Origin of the sequence: Pseudaeromonas aegiceratis, assembly GCF_046254905.1 — a bacterium.
Classification (GTDB): domain Bacteria; phylum Pseudomonadota; class Gammaproteobacteria; order Enterobacterales; family Aeromonadaceae; genus Pseudaeromonas; species Pseudaeromonas aegiceratis.
Map to the genome: position 1 here is coordinate 3,524,244 of NZ_CP158016.1, position 15,361 is coordinate 3,539,604.

The following is a 15,361-nucleotide window of genomic DNA, read 5'->3' on the forward strand; positions in this document are numbered from 1 at the left end:
AACGCCGGCAATTGCCGGCGTTTTCTATTGGGCGAGTCAGGCTCATTCGGGCAGCAGGCTGCGGTGCACCTTGACCACTATCTTGCGCAGAGACGCCGGCGCCTGGGGCGTGCACAGGGGCGTATGCAGCTCGCCAGGGGGGAAGATGACAAAGTCCCCCGGCAGCAAGGCCACCAGGCTCTGGGCCGGCGTGTCGACGAAGAACAGATCCGGGTGGGGGTGATCCGCCCGGCTGTGGGGGCCGGTGAAGGGCCCCACCCCCATCCATTCGCGGCCAGTGAGCAGCACCTGGATGTCCAGGTGATCCTCGTGGTACTCGGCGCGCCGCTCGGCCACCGGCTGGCTCACATCCTCCGACAGGATGAGAAACAGCCGCGCATCCCCCACCAACTCCGGCAGCAGATCGTCATGCTTGCCCAGCTTGGCGGTGAGCCAGCGGCTACCGTCGCCGATCACCTCCTGCAGGATACGGCGCAGCAGGGTTGGCAACAGGGGATGTGGCTGGGCCAGATTGCCTTGATACATGTCCGCTCCTTAGGCCACGCAGGCCCGGCTGATGATGCCGTCGAGGAAGTGGCCAACCTGGTGGCCGTTGTGTTCCAGCAGCTTGGGGAACATGGAGATGGGCGTCATCCCCGGGAAGGTGTTGATCTCGTTGAGCAGTATCTCGTTCTCCTCGGTGAGGAAGAAGTCCACCCGGGAGAGGTGCTTGAGCCCCAGCTGGCGGAACGCCTTGAGGGCATAGGTGCGGATCTGCTCGATCTGCTCGGCGCTGAGGCCGGGGGCCGCCAGGTGGGTGGTGGAATGGCTGCCGGCGCTGTACTTCTCCTCGTAGGAGTAGAAGCCGTCGCTGGGGGCACAGATCTCGCCGGGGGCCGTGGCCACCAGCTCGCCATCGTACTCGTAGACCGCCACCTCCAGCTCCCGCGGCTTGACCGCCTTCTCCACCAGCACCTGCTGGGAGTAACCGAAGGCCGCGTTCACCGCAGCGGACAGGGCGGCGGCATCCGTCACCTTGTAGCAGCCCACGGAAGAGCCCTGGCTGGCCGCCTTGACGAACACGGCACCCCAGTTGCGCAGGGCCGTGTGGGCCTGGGCATGGGCTGCCTCATCGTTCTGCGACAGGAACAGGAAGGGGGTGTTGGGGATGTCCAGGGCGGTGAGCCACAGCTTGGTGCTCACCTTGTTGAAGCACAGCTTGCTGCCCTCGGCCTCGCAGCCCAGAAACGGCAGCCCCATCAGGGTCAGCAGGGACTGGATATCGCCGGTCTCGCCGGGATAGCCGTGGATGCAGGGCACCACGAAGTCCACCGCCAGGGCCTGGTCGGCGAATTGCAGCTGGCGATCCAGCCCCAGGCGGCAGGTGCGGCCATCGGCGGCCACCCAACGGTCGGGGAAGATTTCCACCCGGGTCACACTCAGGTGCGGCAGGCTGCGCAACTGCAGCTCGAGAAAGTTGGCACTGAGCAGGGAGATATCGTGTTCGCTGCCGCCGCCACCGCACAACAGCAACACATGGAGCTTGTTCATGTCTAATTCCTTCGGTTCCTTCGGCCCCACGGGGGGCGCGACCTGGCGTGCCAGTCTAACAAGCCGGATCCGCCGATGAAAGGCGCCAACCCACATCTGTGGTTCGCCAACCAAAGCGCCGGCGGCAAGGGAGCCAGCAGTGTCACAAGCTGGTAAGCTTAGCCCTCAGGTCAAACACCCCGGAGGAAGAGGATGCGTCTGCTCATGCTGTGCCTTTGTCTGCTGCTAGCGGGCTGTGTTACCGAGATCAATGGCAAGCCCGCCCCGCCCCCCATGGAGCCTAAAGGCGAGTTTGCCCAGCTTCCCTTCGCCCCGACTCAGAAGATGATGGAACGGCTGCTGGCCGGCGAGGACAAGGCCAAGCAGGAGGTGCTGGCCGCCCCCAACAAGGTGACGCCGCCGGTGCTGTTCGCCCTGGCCTTGCTGCTGGAACAGCAGGGAGACCATCAGGGCGCCCTGTTCTGGTACTTCACCGCCCAGCTGCGGGCCCGCTCCGATGCCAACAAGTCGCTGGATCCCACCGTCTCCGCCGGGGTCACCGAGCTGGGCAACCAGTTTGGCGGCCCCATCGAACAGTATGCCGGCAGCCATCCCGAGGTGGTGCGCTACATAGTGCCCAAGGTGCTGCGCTGGGATGCCAAGGTGACCAGGGAGTACGACCCCCGTTGGGTGGCGCTGCAGGGCCAGGATGTGCGCACCAAGACGGTCATCGCCTTCCAGTCCCAAGGCAAGTGGCCGGAGATCGACCGTATCACCCGCGAAGGCTTCGCCCGGGGCTTTCGCCGCGCCATGCAGCAGCAGGAGCGGCGGCTGCCATGAGCCCGAGTCTGGAGGCGCTGCGCAGCCAGCTGCTGAGCCAACCGGCCAGCGAGGAGACCTATCCTTTCGGCCCCGAGGTGATGGTGTTCAAGGTGGCGGGCAAGATGTTCGCCCTGCTGGCCTGGCAGGAGAGCCCCATGCGGCTGTCGGTGAAGGCCGAGCCCCAGCAGGTGCTCTGGTGGCAGCAGTGCTATCCCCAGATAGGCCCCGGCTACCACCTCAACAAGCGCCACTGGGTCACCGCCCAGCTGGATGAGGCCCTGCCCTGGGAGACCCTCTGCCGCCTTGTGGCGGACTCCTATGCCCTGGTGGTGGCCGGCCTGCCCAAGGCCCAGCGCCTGGCGCTGACCCCTCAGTCCAGGCAGTGAGCCAGCCCCTGGCCGGTCAGCCAGACCGCCATGGCCTCGGTGAGGCGATCCAGCCGCTGGAGCAGCGCCGGGTCGCCATGGCCCAGGGCCAATAGCGCCTGTACCTCTTCACCGGCCCCCGCAGGTTGGCTGGGCAAGGCGGCCAAGTGCTGCTGCAGTCGCTTCTCCCCCGGATGGGGCAAGCGGTTCACCGCAAACAGGATATCGAAATAGCTGGCGAGCCAGGCCGCCAGCCGGTGGTTGACGCTGACGCCGTCCTGCCGCGCCAGGGCCTTGGCCAGCTGCCGGCGATAGGCCGGCAGGGCACGGCGCAGCAGGGGGAAGTTCTTGCGCACCACCGCCTCCCGCAGGGCCTCGGGATAGGGCACGGCGAAGCGGCGCTGCAAGGCGGCCGCCTGCCCCTGGCGGTCGAACAGGATGCGTGAGCCCTGCAGGTTGGCCCAGAAGCAGCCGGTATAGCCCACCCAGGCCTGATGCTGCTCCACAGTGGCGGCCACCATGGCCGTGATGAAGTCGAAGCTGCGATAGATCAGCTCCACCTCGCTGCCATCGGTGAGCACGCCGTCATCCTCCGTCTCCCAGAAGCGGTTGTCCCACTCCACCTGGGCAAACAAGGGCCCCAGCTGCCCCTGCCGCAGCGCCAGGGGCACGGGGTCGCCGTAGACGTAGAGATCGTAATCCGAGTCGGCCTCCGCCAGCCCGGCGGCCCGGGAGCCCCCCAGCAGCACGGCCTGTACCGGCGCCATGGCCGCCAGTTCGTTAATAAGTTGATCAATCAAGGGCTTCATGCCTAGACTCCTTGCGCAACACGGCAACCGCCCCAGCATAGGCGGCCCGCGGGCCCGGTCCCACGGGAAGGCGCCATGGATCCCATACGAGTCACACTTTTACCCGGCCACAGCGGAACCTGTTATGAAATACCAAGACCTGCGCGACTTCCTCCGCCAGTTGGAGGCCGAGGGCCAGCTCAAGCGCATCACCCAGGAGATAGATCCCTATCTGGAGATGACGGAGATCGCCGACCGCACCCTGCGGGCCGGCGGCCCGGCCTTGCTGTTCGAGAACCCCAAGGGCCATGACATGCCGGTGCTCGCCAACCTGTTCGGCACCCCCCAGCGGGTGGCCCAGGCCATGGGGCAACCCGACACATCGGCGTTGCGTCAGGTGGGGGAATGGCTGGCGCTGCTCAAAGAGCCAGAGCCCCCCAAGGGGCTGAAGGATCTGATGGAGAAGTGGCCCCTGTTCAAGCAGGTGCTCAACATGCCGGTCAAGCGGCTCTCCAAGGCTCCCTGCCAGGAGCGGGTGCTGACGGGCGATGAGGTGGATCTCACCGCCCTGCCCATCCAGCACTGCTGGCCCGGTGACGTGGCGCCCCTGCTCTCCTGGGGCCTGACCATCACCCGCGGCCCCTACAAGGGGCGGCAGAACCTGGGCATCTACCGCCAGCAGCTGCTGGGCAAGAACCAACTCATCATGCGCTGGCTGGACCACAGAGGCGGCGCCATCGACTTTCGCGAATGGCAGGAGCGCCACCCGGGAGAACCCTTCCCCGTGGTGGTGGCCATCGGTGCCGATCCGGCCACCATACTGGGGGCCGTGACCCCGGTGCCGGACACCCTGTCCGAATACGCCTTCGCCGGCCTGCTGCGGGGCGGCCGCACCGAGGTGGTCAAGGCCATCAGCTGCGATCTGGAGGTGCCGGCCAGCGCCGAAATCGTGCTGGAGGGCTATATCCAGCCCGGCGAGCTGGCCCCCGAGGGCCCCTATGGCGACCACACCGGCTACTACAACGAGGTGGACGAGTTCCCGGTGTTCACCGTCACCCACCTCACCCGCCGGCGGGATGCCATCTACCACAGCACCTACACGGGACGGCCGCCCGATGAGCCGGCCATGCTGGGGGTGGCCCTCAACGAGGTGTTCGTCCCTCTGCTGCAGAAGCAATTTCCCGAGATCGTCGACTTCTACCTGCCGCCGGAGGGCTGTTCCTACCGGCTGGCGGTGGTGACCATGAAGAAGCGCTACCCGGGCCACGCCAAGCGGGTGATGATGGGGGTCTGGAGCTTCCTGCGCCAGTTCATGTACACCAAGTTCGTCATCGTGTGTGACGAAGATGTTAACGCGCGGGACTGGAATGACGTAATATGGGCCATCACCACCCGGATGGATCCCGCCAGAGACACCACCCTCATCGAACACACCCCCATCGACTACCTGGACTTCGCCTCCCCGGTCTCCGGCCTGGGATCTAAAATGGGATTGGATGCCACCAACAAGTGGCCCGGGGAGACCCGGCGGGAGTGGGGGCGACCCATCGTCATGGATGAGTCGGTCAAACGGCGTATCGACGATCTCTGGCCCAGCCTGGGGATCCTGGACCGGGGTGAGCGCTAAGGAGTTATATGCAACGAATCATCTGTACCCTGGTCGCATTACACGAATGCGCCACCCACATCTGGCACGTCCGCCTCAAGCCCCAGCAAGCGGTCAGCTACAAGGCCGGCCAGTACCTGCAGGTGGTGATGGGAGAGAAGGACAAGCGGCCCTTCACCATCGCCAACTCCCCCACCCGCAACGGCTATCTGGAGCTGCAGATAGGCGCGCCCCCCGGTGCCCCCTACCCCGGTGAGGTGCTGGACCGCCTGCGGGAAGCCGGTGAGCTGACGGTGGAGCTGCCCCTGGGCAAGGCCACCCTGCGGGAGGAGTCACAGCGCCCGATCCTGCTCATCGTCGGCGGCACCGGCTACTCCTATGCCCGCGCCCTGCTGCAGTACCTGATGGACACCGGCCTCAACCGCCCCGCCCACCTCTACTGGGGGGTGCGCCATGCCGAGCAGCTCTACGAGGGGCAAGAGGTGCTGGAATGGACCGGCGAGTTCCCCTCCCTGACCTTCGTCCCCGTGGTGGAACAGCCGCCGGTGGGCTGGCAGGGCAAGACGGGGCTGGTGCACGAGGCGGTGCTGGCGGACTTCGCCCGCCTGGATCAGTACGACATCTATGTGGCGGGCCGCTTCGAGATGGCCGCCGTGGTGCGGGAATCCCTGCGCCTGCGGGGGGTGTCGGCGGAGCAGCTGTTCGGCGACGCCTACCAGTTTATCTAGGCGCTGTTAGCCAGACAGCCAAGGCGGCCCGATGGCCAATGCTGTTCAGTTAAGAAACTGAAATATTCATGAATGGGCGTCTGAGGCAAGCCATCCCCCACCTAACCTCCCCCTTGGTAAGGGGGAGGAATGATTTCCCCACCCTCTGGCTTAAAGGGAAGGAACGATGCTCCCCTCCCTTGTTGGAGGGGCAACAACGCCGTTTCCCTCCCCTTGTTTAAGGGGAGGGGTAGGGTGGGGTTGGCTTTTGCTTTGCGTTGACGCCGCAAGAAAGGCAGTTAAGGCGCCATTGGCGCCTTAACTGATCTGCATGGGCTCGAGAGCCGCCTACATACTGTCTGTCCGGCCTTACTCGGCCTTGTCCTGCAGCCGGGCTTCCAGCTCCGCCAGCTTGGCCTCCAGGGCGGTGAGCTTCTCCCGGGTGCGCAGCAGCACCTTGGTCTGCACCTCGAACTCCTCGCGGCTCACCATGTCCAGCTTGTTGAGCTGGGCCTGCAGCACCTGCTTGACCTTCTTGTCCACCTCTTCGCCCAGGCTGCGGATGCCCGGCGGCAGGGCCGCGTGGATCTTGCTGGCCATCTCTTCAATCTTCTTGGGGTCGATCATGTTCGTCTCCTCATCGGCTGGCGCCATTGTGCCTGAGGCGAGCGTCCGGCTCCAGCACGGGGATCCCACTACCGGGTGAGGTGGTCGCGGATGCAGGTCAAAAACGCCTCGCCGAAGCGCTCCAGCTTGCGGTAGCCCACGCCGTTGATGGCCAACAGCTCGGTCTCGTCGCAGGGCTGCTGCCGGGCCATCTCCTGCAGGGTGGCGTCGTTGAACACCACGTAGGGCGGCACCTCCTCCTCCTCGGCGATCTGCTTGCGCAGGGCCCGCAGGGCGCGGAACAGCTTGGCATCCCCCGGCGCCAGCTCGCTGTCGCGCTCCCGGTGGGAGCGGGCCTTGCGACCGGTGAGCACCTGCAGCCGCGGCACCGCCAGCAGCAGGGTCTGCTCGCCCCGCAGCACGGGCCGCGCCGCCTCGGTGAGCTGCAGGGTCAGGTGGCGGGTGATGGCCTGGGTGAGATAGCCCTGGTGAATGAGCTGGCGGAACACCGACAGCCAGTGCTCGTGGCTGCGATCCCGGCCGATGCCGTAGGTGGAGAGCTTGTCGTGGCCCTGCTCCTTGATGCGCTGGTTCTGGGCGCCCCGCAGCACCTCGATGACGTAGCCGGTGCCGAAGCGCTGGCCCAGGCGGTAGACACAGGAGAGCGCCTTGCGGGCATCCTCGGTGGCATCGAAGGTGCGGGGCGGATCCAGGCAGACGTCGCAGTTGCCGCAGGGCTCGCCCTGGCTCTCGCCGAAGTAGTTGAGCAGCACCTGGCGGCGGCAGGTCTGGGCCTGGGCGAAGGCGGCCATCAGGTTGAGCTTGTACTGCTCCACCCGCAGCCGCTCGGGATCCACGTGGTCGCCGGCCTCCAGCATGCGCCGCAGCCGCTCGGTGTCCGCCGGATCGTAGAGCAGCAGGGCCTCCGCCGGCAGACCGTCCCGCCCAGCGCGGCCCGTCTCCTGGTAGTAGGACTCGATGTTCTTGGGGGTGTCGTAGTGCACCACGAAGCGCACGTTGGGCTTGTCGATGCCCATGCCGAACGCCACCGTCGCCACCACCACCTCGATGTCGTCCTTGAGGAAACCCTCCTGCACCCGATTGCGCTCCGCCACCGGCAGGCCGGCGTGGTAGCAGGCCGCCTTGTGGCCCCGGGTCACCAGCAGGCGCGCCACCTCCTCGGTGCGGCTGCGGCTGGTGCAGTAGACGATGCCGCACTGGCCGCCCTGCTTGGCCAGGTAGGCCAGCAGCTGATCGTTGGGCTTGTACTTGTCCAGCAGGCTGTAGCGGATGTTGGGCCGGTCGAAGCTGGCCAGGTGGACGAAGGGATCCGGCAGCCCCAGCCGCTGGAGAATGTCCTCCCGGGTGGCGGCGTCGGCGGTGGCGGTGAGGGCCACCAGGGGCACCTGGGGGAAGCGCTGCTTGAGGCAGCCCAGCTGGGCGTATTCCGGGCGGAAGTCGTGGCCCCACTGGGAGATGCAGTGGGCCTCGTCGATGGCGAACAGCGCCAGGGGCAGCTCCGCCAGCCGCTCGAGGAAGTCCGGCAGCAGCAGCCGCTCCGGCGCCACGTACAACAGCTTGAGATCGCCGCGGCGCAGCTGGCCGTGGATCGCCTGGGCCTCGTCCCGGCTCAACGAGGAGTTGAGGCAGGCCGCCGCCACCCCGTTGGCCCTGAGGGTGTCCACCTGATCCTTCATCAGGGCGATGAGGGGCGACACCACCACCGTCAGGCCGGGGCGCACCAGGGCCGGGATCTGGTAGCAGAGGGACTTGCCGCCGCCGGTGGGCATGATCACCAGGCCGTCACGGCCGGCGATGAGCCGATCCAGGATGTCGGCCTGCCCGGGGCGGAACGCCTGGTAGCCGAACACCTCCCGCAACACCTGCAGCGGTGTCGGGCGCTGGGTGAAAGGGATATCGCTGGCGGAGAGGTCGGGGCTGGCTGGCTGCATAGGGGCGCCATTGTAATGCAGCCGGCGAGCACAATAAACCGACTTTGGCCATCTAGACTCACCCGCAAACCTGACAGGTCGATTGGCGAAAACCGGCTTAATTGGCTAAAATTTGACCTTAGTCAATCCACTCCAGATCACTGGCTGGTTCCCGTCGCATACTTGATGAGGAGGTGAGCTGTATGAGTAAGTTGTCGACCATCCAGTGCACGGATCTGCTAGAGCGCATGCATTGCCTCTATCGGACCGCACGCGAAGCAAGCCTGAAGCAGTGGCTGCAACGGGAGCTGGAGGGTTATGAGGAAATGGATGCCCTGCCCTGGTACCGCATCATCGAATGCCGGCAACGGGGTCTGTTCATCCATGCCCACAGTGGCCGGCAACGGACTTGCCATATCCATGACGACAGCCTGGGGCAGCGGGATCTGAATCAGGTGAAGTTTCTGCTGCTGCGCGACCCCGTCTCCGCCTACCTGGATTGCCATGGGTTGGTGCTGGAGCGGTGGCCGGACGAGCTGCTTGACGCCTACCGCCGGCAACTGATCCCCGATCACATCTGCCTGCACGCCTGGCGCGAGCCCCTCGGTTCGGTGAGGGAGCAGCTGCTGCTCGGCGTGGAACACATGCTGCAGGAATACCTGCCGGCCATGGCCCGGGAAATGAAGCAATGCAACAAGTCCCTGCGCGCCATTCAGCACAGGCACTGGCAGATATAGGGATTCTCCCGTGTAGATTCGGCGGAGCAGCGGCTCCGCTTTTTGTTGCCCGCTTTTGTTATACAATGCCGGCGACCCCGCCCGGGGCCGTCTTCCTTCAGGTGCCGTTATGACCTCCCACCGTCAGGGCGTGCTCTACGCCGTTGCCGCGTTTCTCATCTGGGGCATCTGTCCCCTCTACTTCAAGCTGCTGGCCCAGGTGCCCGCCGGGGAGATACTCACCCACCGCATCATCTGGTCCTGCGTGCTGCTGCTGGCCATGCTGCTGGCCGGCCGTCAGCTGCACCGCATCCGCGCCGCCCTGCGCCAGCCCCGTCAGCTGCTCAGCCTCACCGTCTCCGCCCTGCTGGTGGCCGGCAACTGGCTGCTGTTCATCTGGTCGGTGAACAACAATCACCTGCTGGAGGCCAGCCTGGGCTACTACATCAACCCCCTGTTCAACGTGCTGTTGGGCATGCTGTTTCTCGGCGAACGGCTACGCCGCCTGCAGTGGCTGGCGGTGGCGCTGGCAAGCACAGGGGTGCTCATTCAGGTGCTGCTGCTGGGCCACCTGCCCTGGATCGCCCTGGCGCTGGCCGGCAGCTTCGGCATCTACGGCCTGATCCGCAAGCAGATCCCGGTGGACGCCCAGACCGGCCTGTTCGTCGAGACCCTGCTGCTGCTGCCCCTGGCGCTGATCTATCTGTTCGTCATCGCCGACAGCCCCACCAGCCACCTCGCCGCCAACCCCTGGCCGCTGAACGGCCTGCTGGTCGCCGCCGGCGTGGTGACGACCGTGCCCCTGCTGCTGTTCACCGCCGGCGCCCGCCTGATCCCCCTCTCCACCCTGGGCTTCATCCAGTACCTGGGCCCCAGCCTGATGTTCCTGCTGGCCATACTGCTGTTTGGCGAACCCATCCAGCCGGCCAAGCTGCTCACCTTCGGCTGCATCTGGCTGGCATTGGCGGTGTTTAGCCTGGAGGGCTGGCAGCGCAGCCGGCAGCGGCGCGCCGCCTAGGTCACCGCCACCCCATAAAAAAAGGAACCGCCAAGCGGTAATGCTGGTCAGTTAAGAGACAGAGATACTCATGAATGGCTGCCAGAGGCAAGCCATCCCCCTCCTAACCTCCCCCTTGGTAAGGGGGGAGGAACGATGTTTCCCTCCCCTTGTTCAAGGGGAGGGTTAGGGTGGGGTTTGGCTTTTGCCTCAAAAAACCGTGTCGTTGATACAGTTAAGGCGCCAACGGCGCCTTAACTGATGAGCATTAACCGCCAAGCGGTTCCTTTTTTATTGCGCCTCAGCCGGTAACGGCTAGGGGGTGAAGGGCTGGCCGGCCACGTAGAGCTGGTGACCGTTGAGATCCAGCCCCCGATGGTCCCCCTCCAGGGCCGTGATATGACTGTCCTGGGTCAGGGTCCAGTGGCTGCTGGCGTCCAGGCTCACCACCAAGGACTGGGCCTGGGTGCCGTCGGCGTCAATGGCGCCGGTCAGGCTTGAGCCCTGGCTCAGGTTCAGGGTCAGCTTGGAGATGGCATCCACCCGAATGTCACCGGTCAGGGTCTGGGCCGTCAGGTTCAGGGTACAAGTGCCGCCGTTGGCCCCCACCTGGCCCCAGCCCCGGGCACCGTCATTGCCCGCCACCTTCAGCAGCCAGGCACCCTTGGCGGGGGTCACGGCCACCTGGCGCAGATCTATGATGCTGGCGGTGTTGGTGACGTAGAACAGATCGCCGTTGCCGGAGACCAGGCTACCGCCCTGCATGCTGAAGTGGCTGGTGCCCTGGGCCGCGTCGCCGGACATGCTCTGATAGAGCATCACGGTGCGCGGATTGTCGCTGGCCGCCGGATCATAGGTTCCCTGCATGCGGCCGCTCAGCTGGCTGTTCACCAGGCTCACCGAGTTGAACCCCTCGATGACCACCGCCTCCGAATCCAGCGCCGTCAGGCTGGCATCCCGCACCTGGATATCCGCCGTGCTGTAGATCACCGGCGCCCCCAGACGCCCCTGGGTGCGATAGCGGCCGCCTTCCACCAGGAGCTTGCCGCCCCCCCGGTCGCTGCGGATCGCCGCCTTGTCCGCCGAACTCACCGTCAGGTTGCGGGCATACAGGGTGCCGCCGCCGGCCACCTCGATCCCCCCGGCGTTGCCGCCGGTGACCTGGATGTCCGTGTCCTGCAGATAGATGGTGGCGCCATCATAGGCGAACACCCCGGTGGCCCCTTCGGCGGAGGCCCGCACCGAGCCCCCCTCCAGGGTCAGGCGCGCCTGGCCCAAGGCCAGCACGGCGGCGTTCAGGCCATAGAAGCTGGCGGCCTCGTTGTTGCTGGCCGCCCCGGCGTTCTTCTCCACCGTCACATCCAGCAACCGGGCCCGGGTGTTGCCGTCGGCGCGGATGGCGTTCTCATCCGCCTTGCTGGAGCCATAGACGCCGCCCTTGAGCTGCTGCCCGGCGGCCAGCACCAGGGCACCGTGCCCGGTATCCACCTTGCCTGCCCCACCCTGGCCCCCCGGACCACCCGGTCCAAAGCCACCGGGGGGCGGTCCCGGGGGATGACCGCCAGGCCCGCCGGCCATGCCGCCAGGAGGCGGCCCAGGAGGTTGCCCGCCCGGGCCACCGCCCCGCTGCTGTCCGCCGGGACCACCCGGTGGCGGCCCCTGCCGCTCGCCCCCCGGCCCCGGCTGACCGGCAGGCATGGCCCCGGAAGGTGGCGCCGGCATGGCGCCGGACGCAGCACCCGGCAGGGCCCCGGAAGGTGGCATCGGCATGGCGCCGGATACGGCACCCGGCATGCCCCCCGGCTGACCGCCCGGCGGCAGCTGGGTGGCCGACGCAGCCGACGGCACGGGCCCGGCCGCCGGCGCCTGGGGCGACGGCGAATCGAAACAGCCCGCCAACAGGCTCAGGCAGATACCGCTTATCAGTGTCTTCTTCATGTGTTCATCCCATCTCAACGCCGTGAGGGCCAGCCGGTGCCGACCTGCCCCGTTAGCCGGCCAGGCCGGACAGCTGCCCGGCAACATACCCGCCGCGCCACCACCTGGCCATGGGTATATTCGTTACGAATCCTTACAACACAAGGGGTTGGCGCCTGATGGCGCTGAGCTCGCCCCTGCCAAGGTGAGGGTTGGGCCAAACCGGCAAGGGCGTCATGGCATTCTGCCTGACCCAGGATCCGACACAGAGGCTGAGTATCCATTTTTTTTTGTGCGGCCGCCCCGCCCACCGCGACCTCCTCGGCCAGACAGGGGAGAGCCCGTCCCGGCGTCGTCTGCTGGCCAGTTCGCTAATCCCGCCTGACGGTTAACAATCTAAGCTGAACAAGGTCTGTACCAGAGGGCCGGCGAGGCGGCGCCGCCGCCCCGGATATGCGACCATGCTGCCCATCCGACGCCCTACGCCAGGTGCCAACCCAGGCTTTCCGCTGGCATGGCAGAGCAATTCGTTGAAACAGCTAACTTATTTCAGGAGTCATGATGAAGAAACCCGCGATCCTCTTAGCCTCGGCACTGATGATGCTGATGACGCCCCTGGCTCATGCCGAGATTGACGTGTCCGGCGGCGGTATCGACCGCGGCGGCGTGCAGAAGGCGACCATCGAAAAACCCCATCTCGAAGGACCCAAGGTCAAGGTCGGCGTCCACGGCGTGCGGGTGGAAAAGCCCCATGTAGAAGGCCCCAAGGTCACAGCCCCCAAGGTGGAAATGCCCCATGTGACCGCCCCCGAGGTCACCATCACCCCCGGGGCGAAGCAGTAAGCTTGGGGGCTGGCGCCCCCACGCTTCGCTGGCCGGGCCGGCGGCGTTGCTGCGCCAGCGTAGTTTCTAACTGGTTTAGTCCGTTGCGGTTGGACCGTTCCGCCCGGGGCGTATTGTTTAACGGGCGTTGCCCGTTGCGGTTGGACCATTCCGCCCTTTATCGGCAATGGGCCTTTCCCACCTCCCGCTGCACGGGGGCGTGCCAAGGGGGCTAGTGCCGGCTTCGCCTTCCTTGGCTTCGCATTCCGCTCAGGCTTTCCCTGCTCTCGCGCCAAATCGAAGTCGTGATTTCAATTCTGTATTTGTCCGTTCCGCCCTTTGCCGGCAACCGGCCTTTCCCACCTCCCGCTGCACGGGGGCGTGCCAAGGGGGCTGGTGCCGCCCCCTTGGCGAACCCGGCACTCCCCAACTGTCTGGGCCGGCGGCTTCCCTCGTCGTCCGCGCCGGGCTTGGGGCACGTCATCAACACGCCTCCATGCGTGATGATGACTGGCTCGGCCTCCTGCCTCGCCGCCCCGCCCACCGCAAACTCCTCGGCCAGACAGAGGGGAGCCTGATCCCGTTAGCCGACCCGATGCCATATGCTGGCTGATCGGCTTATCCGGCATGATTTTGAAGGGAAAATGTGAACAACAGAGGTGCCAGACGGCACAAAGGCAGATAGGATAGGACGCAGATGGAATATGGAAAAACAGCCTATTTATACGTGCGATTACGCTATCGCTAATCGCACCTACGCGGGTCGGTGCTGTTTTTTCACCTTCCAAGATATAGATGCCATCTGGAATATTTACCAAAACATTAATGTTAAGGAATATAAAATGACGAGAAAAAATAGACAAGGAGAATTAGACGAAGAACTTCCTTTTGAGGTGAACTTTATCGAGCAAGCGGAGTATATTGATACAGAGAGTTTTGCAGAACTAACCATAGATCATCCAGATGAGGACGGAATCCTTAGAAAACTTATGGGCGGAGGGGCAAAATTATTAACTGGGCCTAGAGGTTGTGGCAAGAGCACCTTGATGCTAAAAGCTTATCATAAGATGCTCAATTCTGAACCAATGCAAGTTTTACCTGTTTATGTAAACTTTAAGTTGGCATTAAAAGTTGAGCCTTTGTATAGCCGGGGGTCAAATGCACCGTTTTGGTTTAAAGGGTGGCTAACCTTAAAAGTAATTGAGGCCATGCTAGAGTCTCTTAACGAGATCAATAATGTTAAATTACCAACAGACCTACCTAAAAAAGAAGCCATTGACAAATTACTGTTTAAAATCGAATCGAACTCAATAGATGGCGCGGAAATAGAAAAATTTAGCATACAATCTCTACAGAGACTTATTGATTCAATAATTGCGATAAACTGTTTCAATAGGTGTGTCTTGTTGATTGATGACGCAGCACACGCTTTCTCTGAAAAACAGCAAGAAGACTTTTTTGATTTTTTTAGAGCTGTTAAGTCAAAATCGATTTCACCGAAAGCTGCGGTTTACCCAGGCATTACATCACACTCTCCTTCTTTTCAAGTTGGTCATGATGCCGAACCAATAAACGTTTGGGTTAAGCCTGTTGGTGATGAATATGAAGCCTTTATGCTTGAGTTAGCAAAAAGGAGGTTCACTGGCACTCAAATTGAATTGTGCGATAAAAATGAAGATGATATGTCGTTCCTTGCATATTGTGCCTTTGGTATACCAAGAGCGTTTTTAGGAATGCTTCGCGCTATTTATAATGCACCTGACACCTATTTCAACACCGATGGCTCTCTTGCCAAGGCAAAGGTTCTATCTCTTTCCCGTAGTGGTAAAGAAATGTCACATGGTGTTTATTCGTCGCTAGAGGCTAAACTCCCATCTCTAAAAAGCTATGTCGAAAATGGGGAAAAAATATATAGAGTCCTACTCGACAACATAAAAGAATTCAATGCTGGGAAAGACAGCGTGGAGCAAACGGTACAATTTGGAATTCGAGCTCCATTGGATCCTGCACTCGAAAAAGTAATTAGCTTTTACCAGTATGCTGGATTAATGATGCCTGTTGGAGAGTTTCCTCGTGGAGAAAATGGAGTATTCTTAGTCTATGAGATGCATATTGGTGACATTGTCACCGATAATGCAATCGTTGGACGAAGAACAAAATCAGTATCTTTTTTCCTTGATGTCCTCCGAGCAAGAAAACATCAGCTATGGCCGAGAACGTATTCAGCCAAACTCCTCGAAGTTGCGAGATTGGACAATTCTGATTTTAAAATAACATTACCACAATGCCAATTGTGCGGTACCGAACGACCGAGCCCTGAGGCTCGTTTTTGTCCAAATTGTGGTGCGCGCCTCAAGTCCTCTTCTGCCTACGAAAACCTTGTTGATCAAGATATCTCCGTATTGGATATTTCAGCGGCAATGCAAGCTAGAATAAAAAGGGAGTCGCAGATTAGAAAGGTAAGAGATATATTGACAGACACTAGTCGAGAACAGTTAATGAAAATAAAGTATATAAAAAAGGCAAGAACTGTAAAGATAGTGAGTGCCGCAGAAGAATATGTATCTTAGGGGGG

14 protein-coding genes are annotated in these 15,361 nt (G+C 62.9%); 8 read left to right on the forward strand and 6 right to left on the reverse strand.

Going from position 1 to position 15,361, the window contains the following annotated elements; translation table 11 throughout:
• Positions 1-42 precede the first annotated feature (42 nt).
• The gene (locus tag ABHF91_RS16480; protein WP_409421316.1) at positions 43-525 is read right to left on the reverse strand and encodes a YhcH/YjgK/YiaL family protein; all 483 of its coding nucleotides are present in this window, start codon (positions 523-525) and stop codon (positions 43-45) included.
• A gap of 9 nt (positions 526-534) precedes the next feature.
• Positions 535-1,530, reverse strand: coding sequence for a D-alanine--D-alanine ligase (locus ABHF91_RS16485; protein ID WP_409421317.1), 996 nt, complete (start codon positions 1,528-1,530; stop codon positions 535-537).
• 192 nt (positions 1,531-1,722) lie between these two features.
• Between ABHF91_RS16485 and ABHF91_RS16490 the strand changes: the two genes are divergently transcribed.
• Together ABHF91_RS16490 and ABHF91_RS16495 are read left to right on the forward strand one after the other, a co-directional pair.
• Positions 1,723-2,349, forward strand: a complete 627-nt coding sequence (locus ABHF91_RS16490; RefSeq protein ID WP_409421318.1) for a hypothetical protein — start codon at positions 1,723-1,725, stop codon at positions 2,347-2,349.
• Positions 2,346-2,717, forward strand: coding sequence for an MmcQ/YjbR family DNA-binding protein (locus ABHF91_RS16495; protein ID WP_409421319.1), 372 nt, complete (start codon positions 2,346-2,348; stop codon positions 2,715-2,717). Before ABHF91_RS16490 ends, ABHF91_RS16495 begins: the two co-directional genes overlap by 4 nt.
• Here the strand turns inward: ABHF91_RS16495 and ABHF91_RS16500 are convergent.
• Positions 2,702-3,505 (reverse strand): nucleotidyltransferase domain-containing protein, encoded by an 804-nt coding sequence (locus tag ABHF91_RS16500; protein ID WP_409421320.1) that lies wholly within the window; start codon positions 3,503-3,505, stop codon positions 2,702-2,704. The two genes, ABHF91_RS16495 and ABHF91_RS16500, sit on opposite strands and share 16 nt — an antisense overlap.
• Before the next feature lie 124 nt (positions 3,506-3,629).
• Here ABHF91_RS16500 and ubiD point away from each other — a divergent pair, with 124 nt between their 5' ends.
• On the forward strand, positions 3,630-5,111 hold the full coding sequence (gene ubiD, locus ABHF91_RS16505; protein ID WP_409421321.1) for a 4-hydroxy-3-polyprenylbenzoate decarboxylase: 1,482 nt from the start codon (positions 3,630-3,632) through the stop codon (positions 5,109-5,111).
• An 8-nt stretch (positions 5,112-5,119) separates the two neighbouring features.
• Entirely contained in the window at positions 5,120-5,818 is a 699-nt protein-coding gene (gene fre, locus ABHF91_RS16510) for an NAD(P)H-flavin reductase (protein ID WP_409421322.1), read from the forward strand.
• 348 nt (positions 5,819-6,166) lie between these two features.
• Here fre and ubiK read toward each other — a convergent pair whose 3' ends face one another.
• Both ubiK and recQ read right to left on the reverse strand, forming a co-directional pair.
• Positions 6,167-6,424, reverse strand: coding sequence for a ubiquinone biosynthesis accessory factor UbiK (gene ubiK, locus ABHF91_RS16515; protein ID WP_409421323.1), 258 nt, complete (start codon positions 6,422-6,424; stop codon positions 6,167-6,169).
• Positions 6,425-6,492: 68 nt separating this feature from the next.
• Positions 6,493-8,355: a DNA helicase RecQ gene (recQ, locus tag ABHF91_RS16520; protein WP_409421324.1), complete on the reverse strand. Its 1,863-nt coding sequence runs from the start codon at positions 8,353-8,355 to the stop codon at positions 6,493-6,495.
• A 182-nt stretch (positions 8,356-8,537) separates the two neighbouring features.
• Here recQ and ABHF91_RS16525 point away from each other — a divergent pair, with 182 nt between their 5' ends.
• On the forward strand, positions 8,538-9,071 hold the full coding sequence (locus ABHF91_RS16525) for a hypothetical protein (protein ID WP_409421325.1): 534 nt from the start codon (positions 8,538-8,540) through the stop codon (positions 9,069-9,071).
• 109 nt (positions 9,072-9,180) lie between these two features.
• Positions 9,181-10,068 (forward strand): EamA family transporter RarD, encoded by an 888-nt coding sequence (gene rarD, locus ABHF91_RS16530; RefSeq protein WP_409421326.1) that lies wholly within the window; start codon positions 9,181-9,183, stop codon positions 10,066-10,068.
• A gap of 294 nt (positions 10,069-10,362) precedes the next feature.
• On the opposite strand, the gene ABHF91_RS16535 is transcribed toward rarD, so the two are convergent.
• Positions 10,363-11,985, reverse strand: a complete 1,623-nt coding sequence (locus tag ABHF91_RS16535; RefSeq protein ID WP_409421327.1) for a hypothetical protein — start codon at positions 11,983-11,985, stop codon at positions 10,363-10,365.
• A 540-nt stretch (positions 11,986-12,525) separates the two neighbouring features.
• On the opposite strand from ABHF91_RS16535, the gene ABHF91_RS16540 reads away from it, so the two are divergent.
• A complete protein-coding gene (locus ABHF91_RS16540) occupies positions 12,526-12,807 on the forward strand; it encodes a hypothetical protein (protein WP_409421328.1) in 282 nt (93 codons plus the stop codon).
• 821 nt (positions 12,808-13,628) lie between these two features.
• The gene (locus ABHF91_RS16545) at positions 13,629-15,356 is read left to right on the forward strand and encodes a hypothetical protein (RefSeq protein ID WP_409421329.1); all 1,728 of its coding nucleotides are present in this window, start codon (positions 13,629-13,631) and stop codon (positions 15,354-15,356) included.
• Positions 15,357-15,361 lie beyond the last annotated feature (5 nt).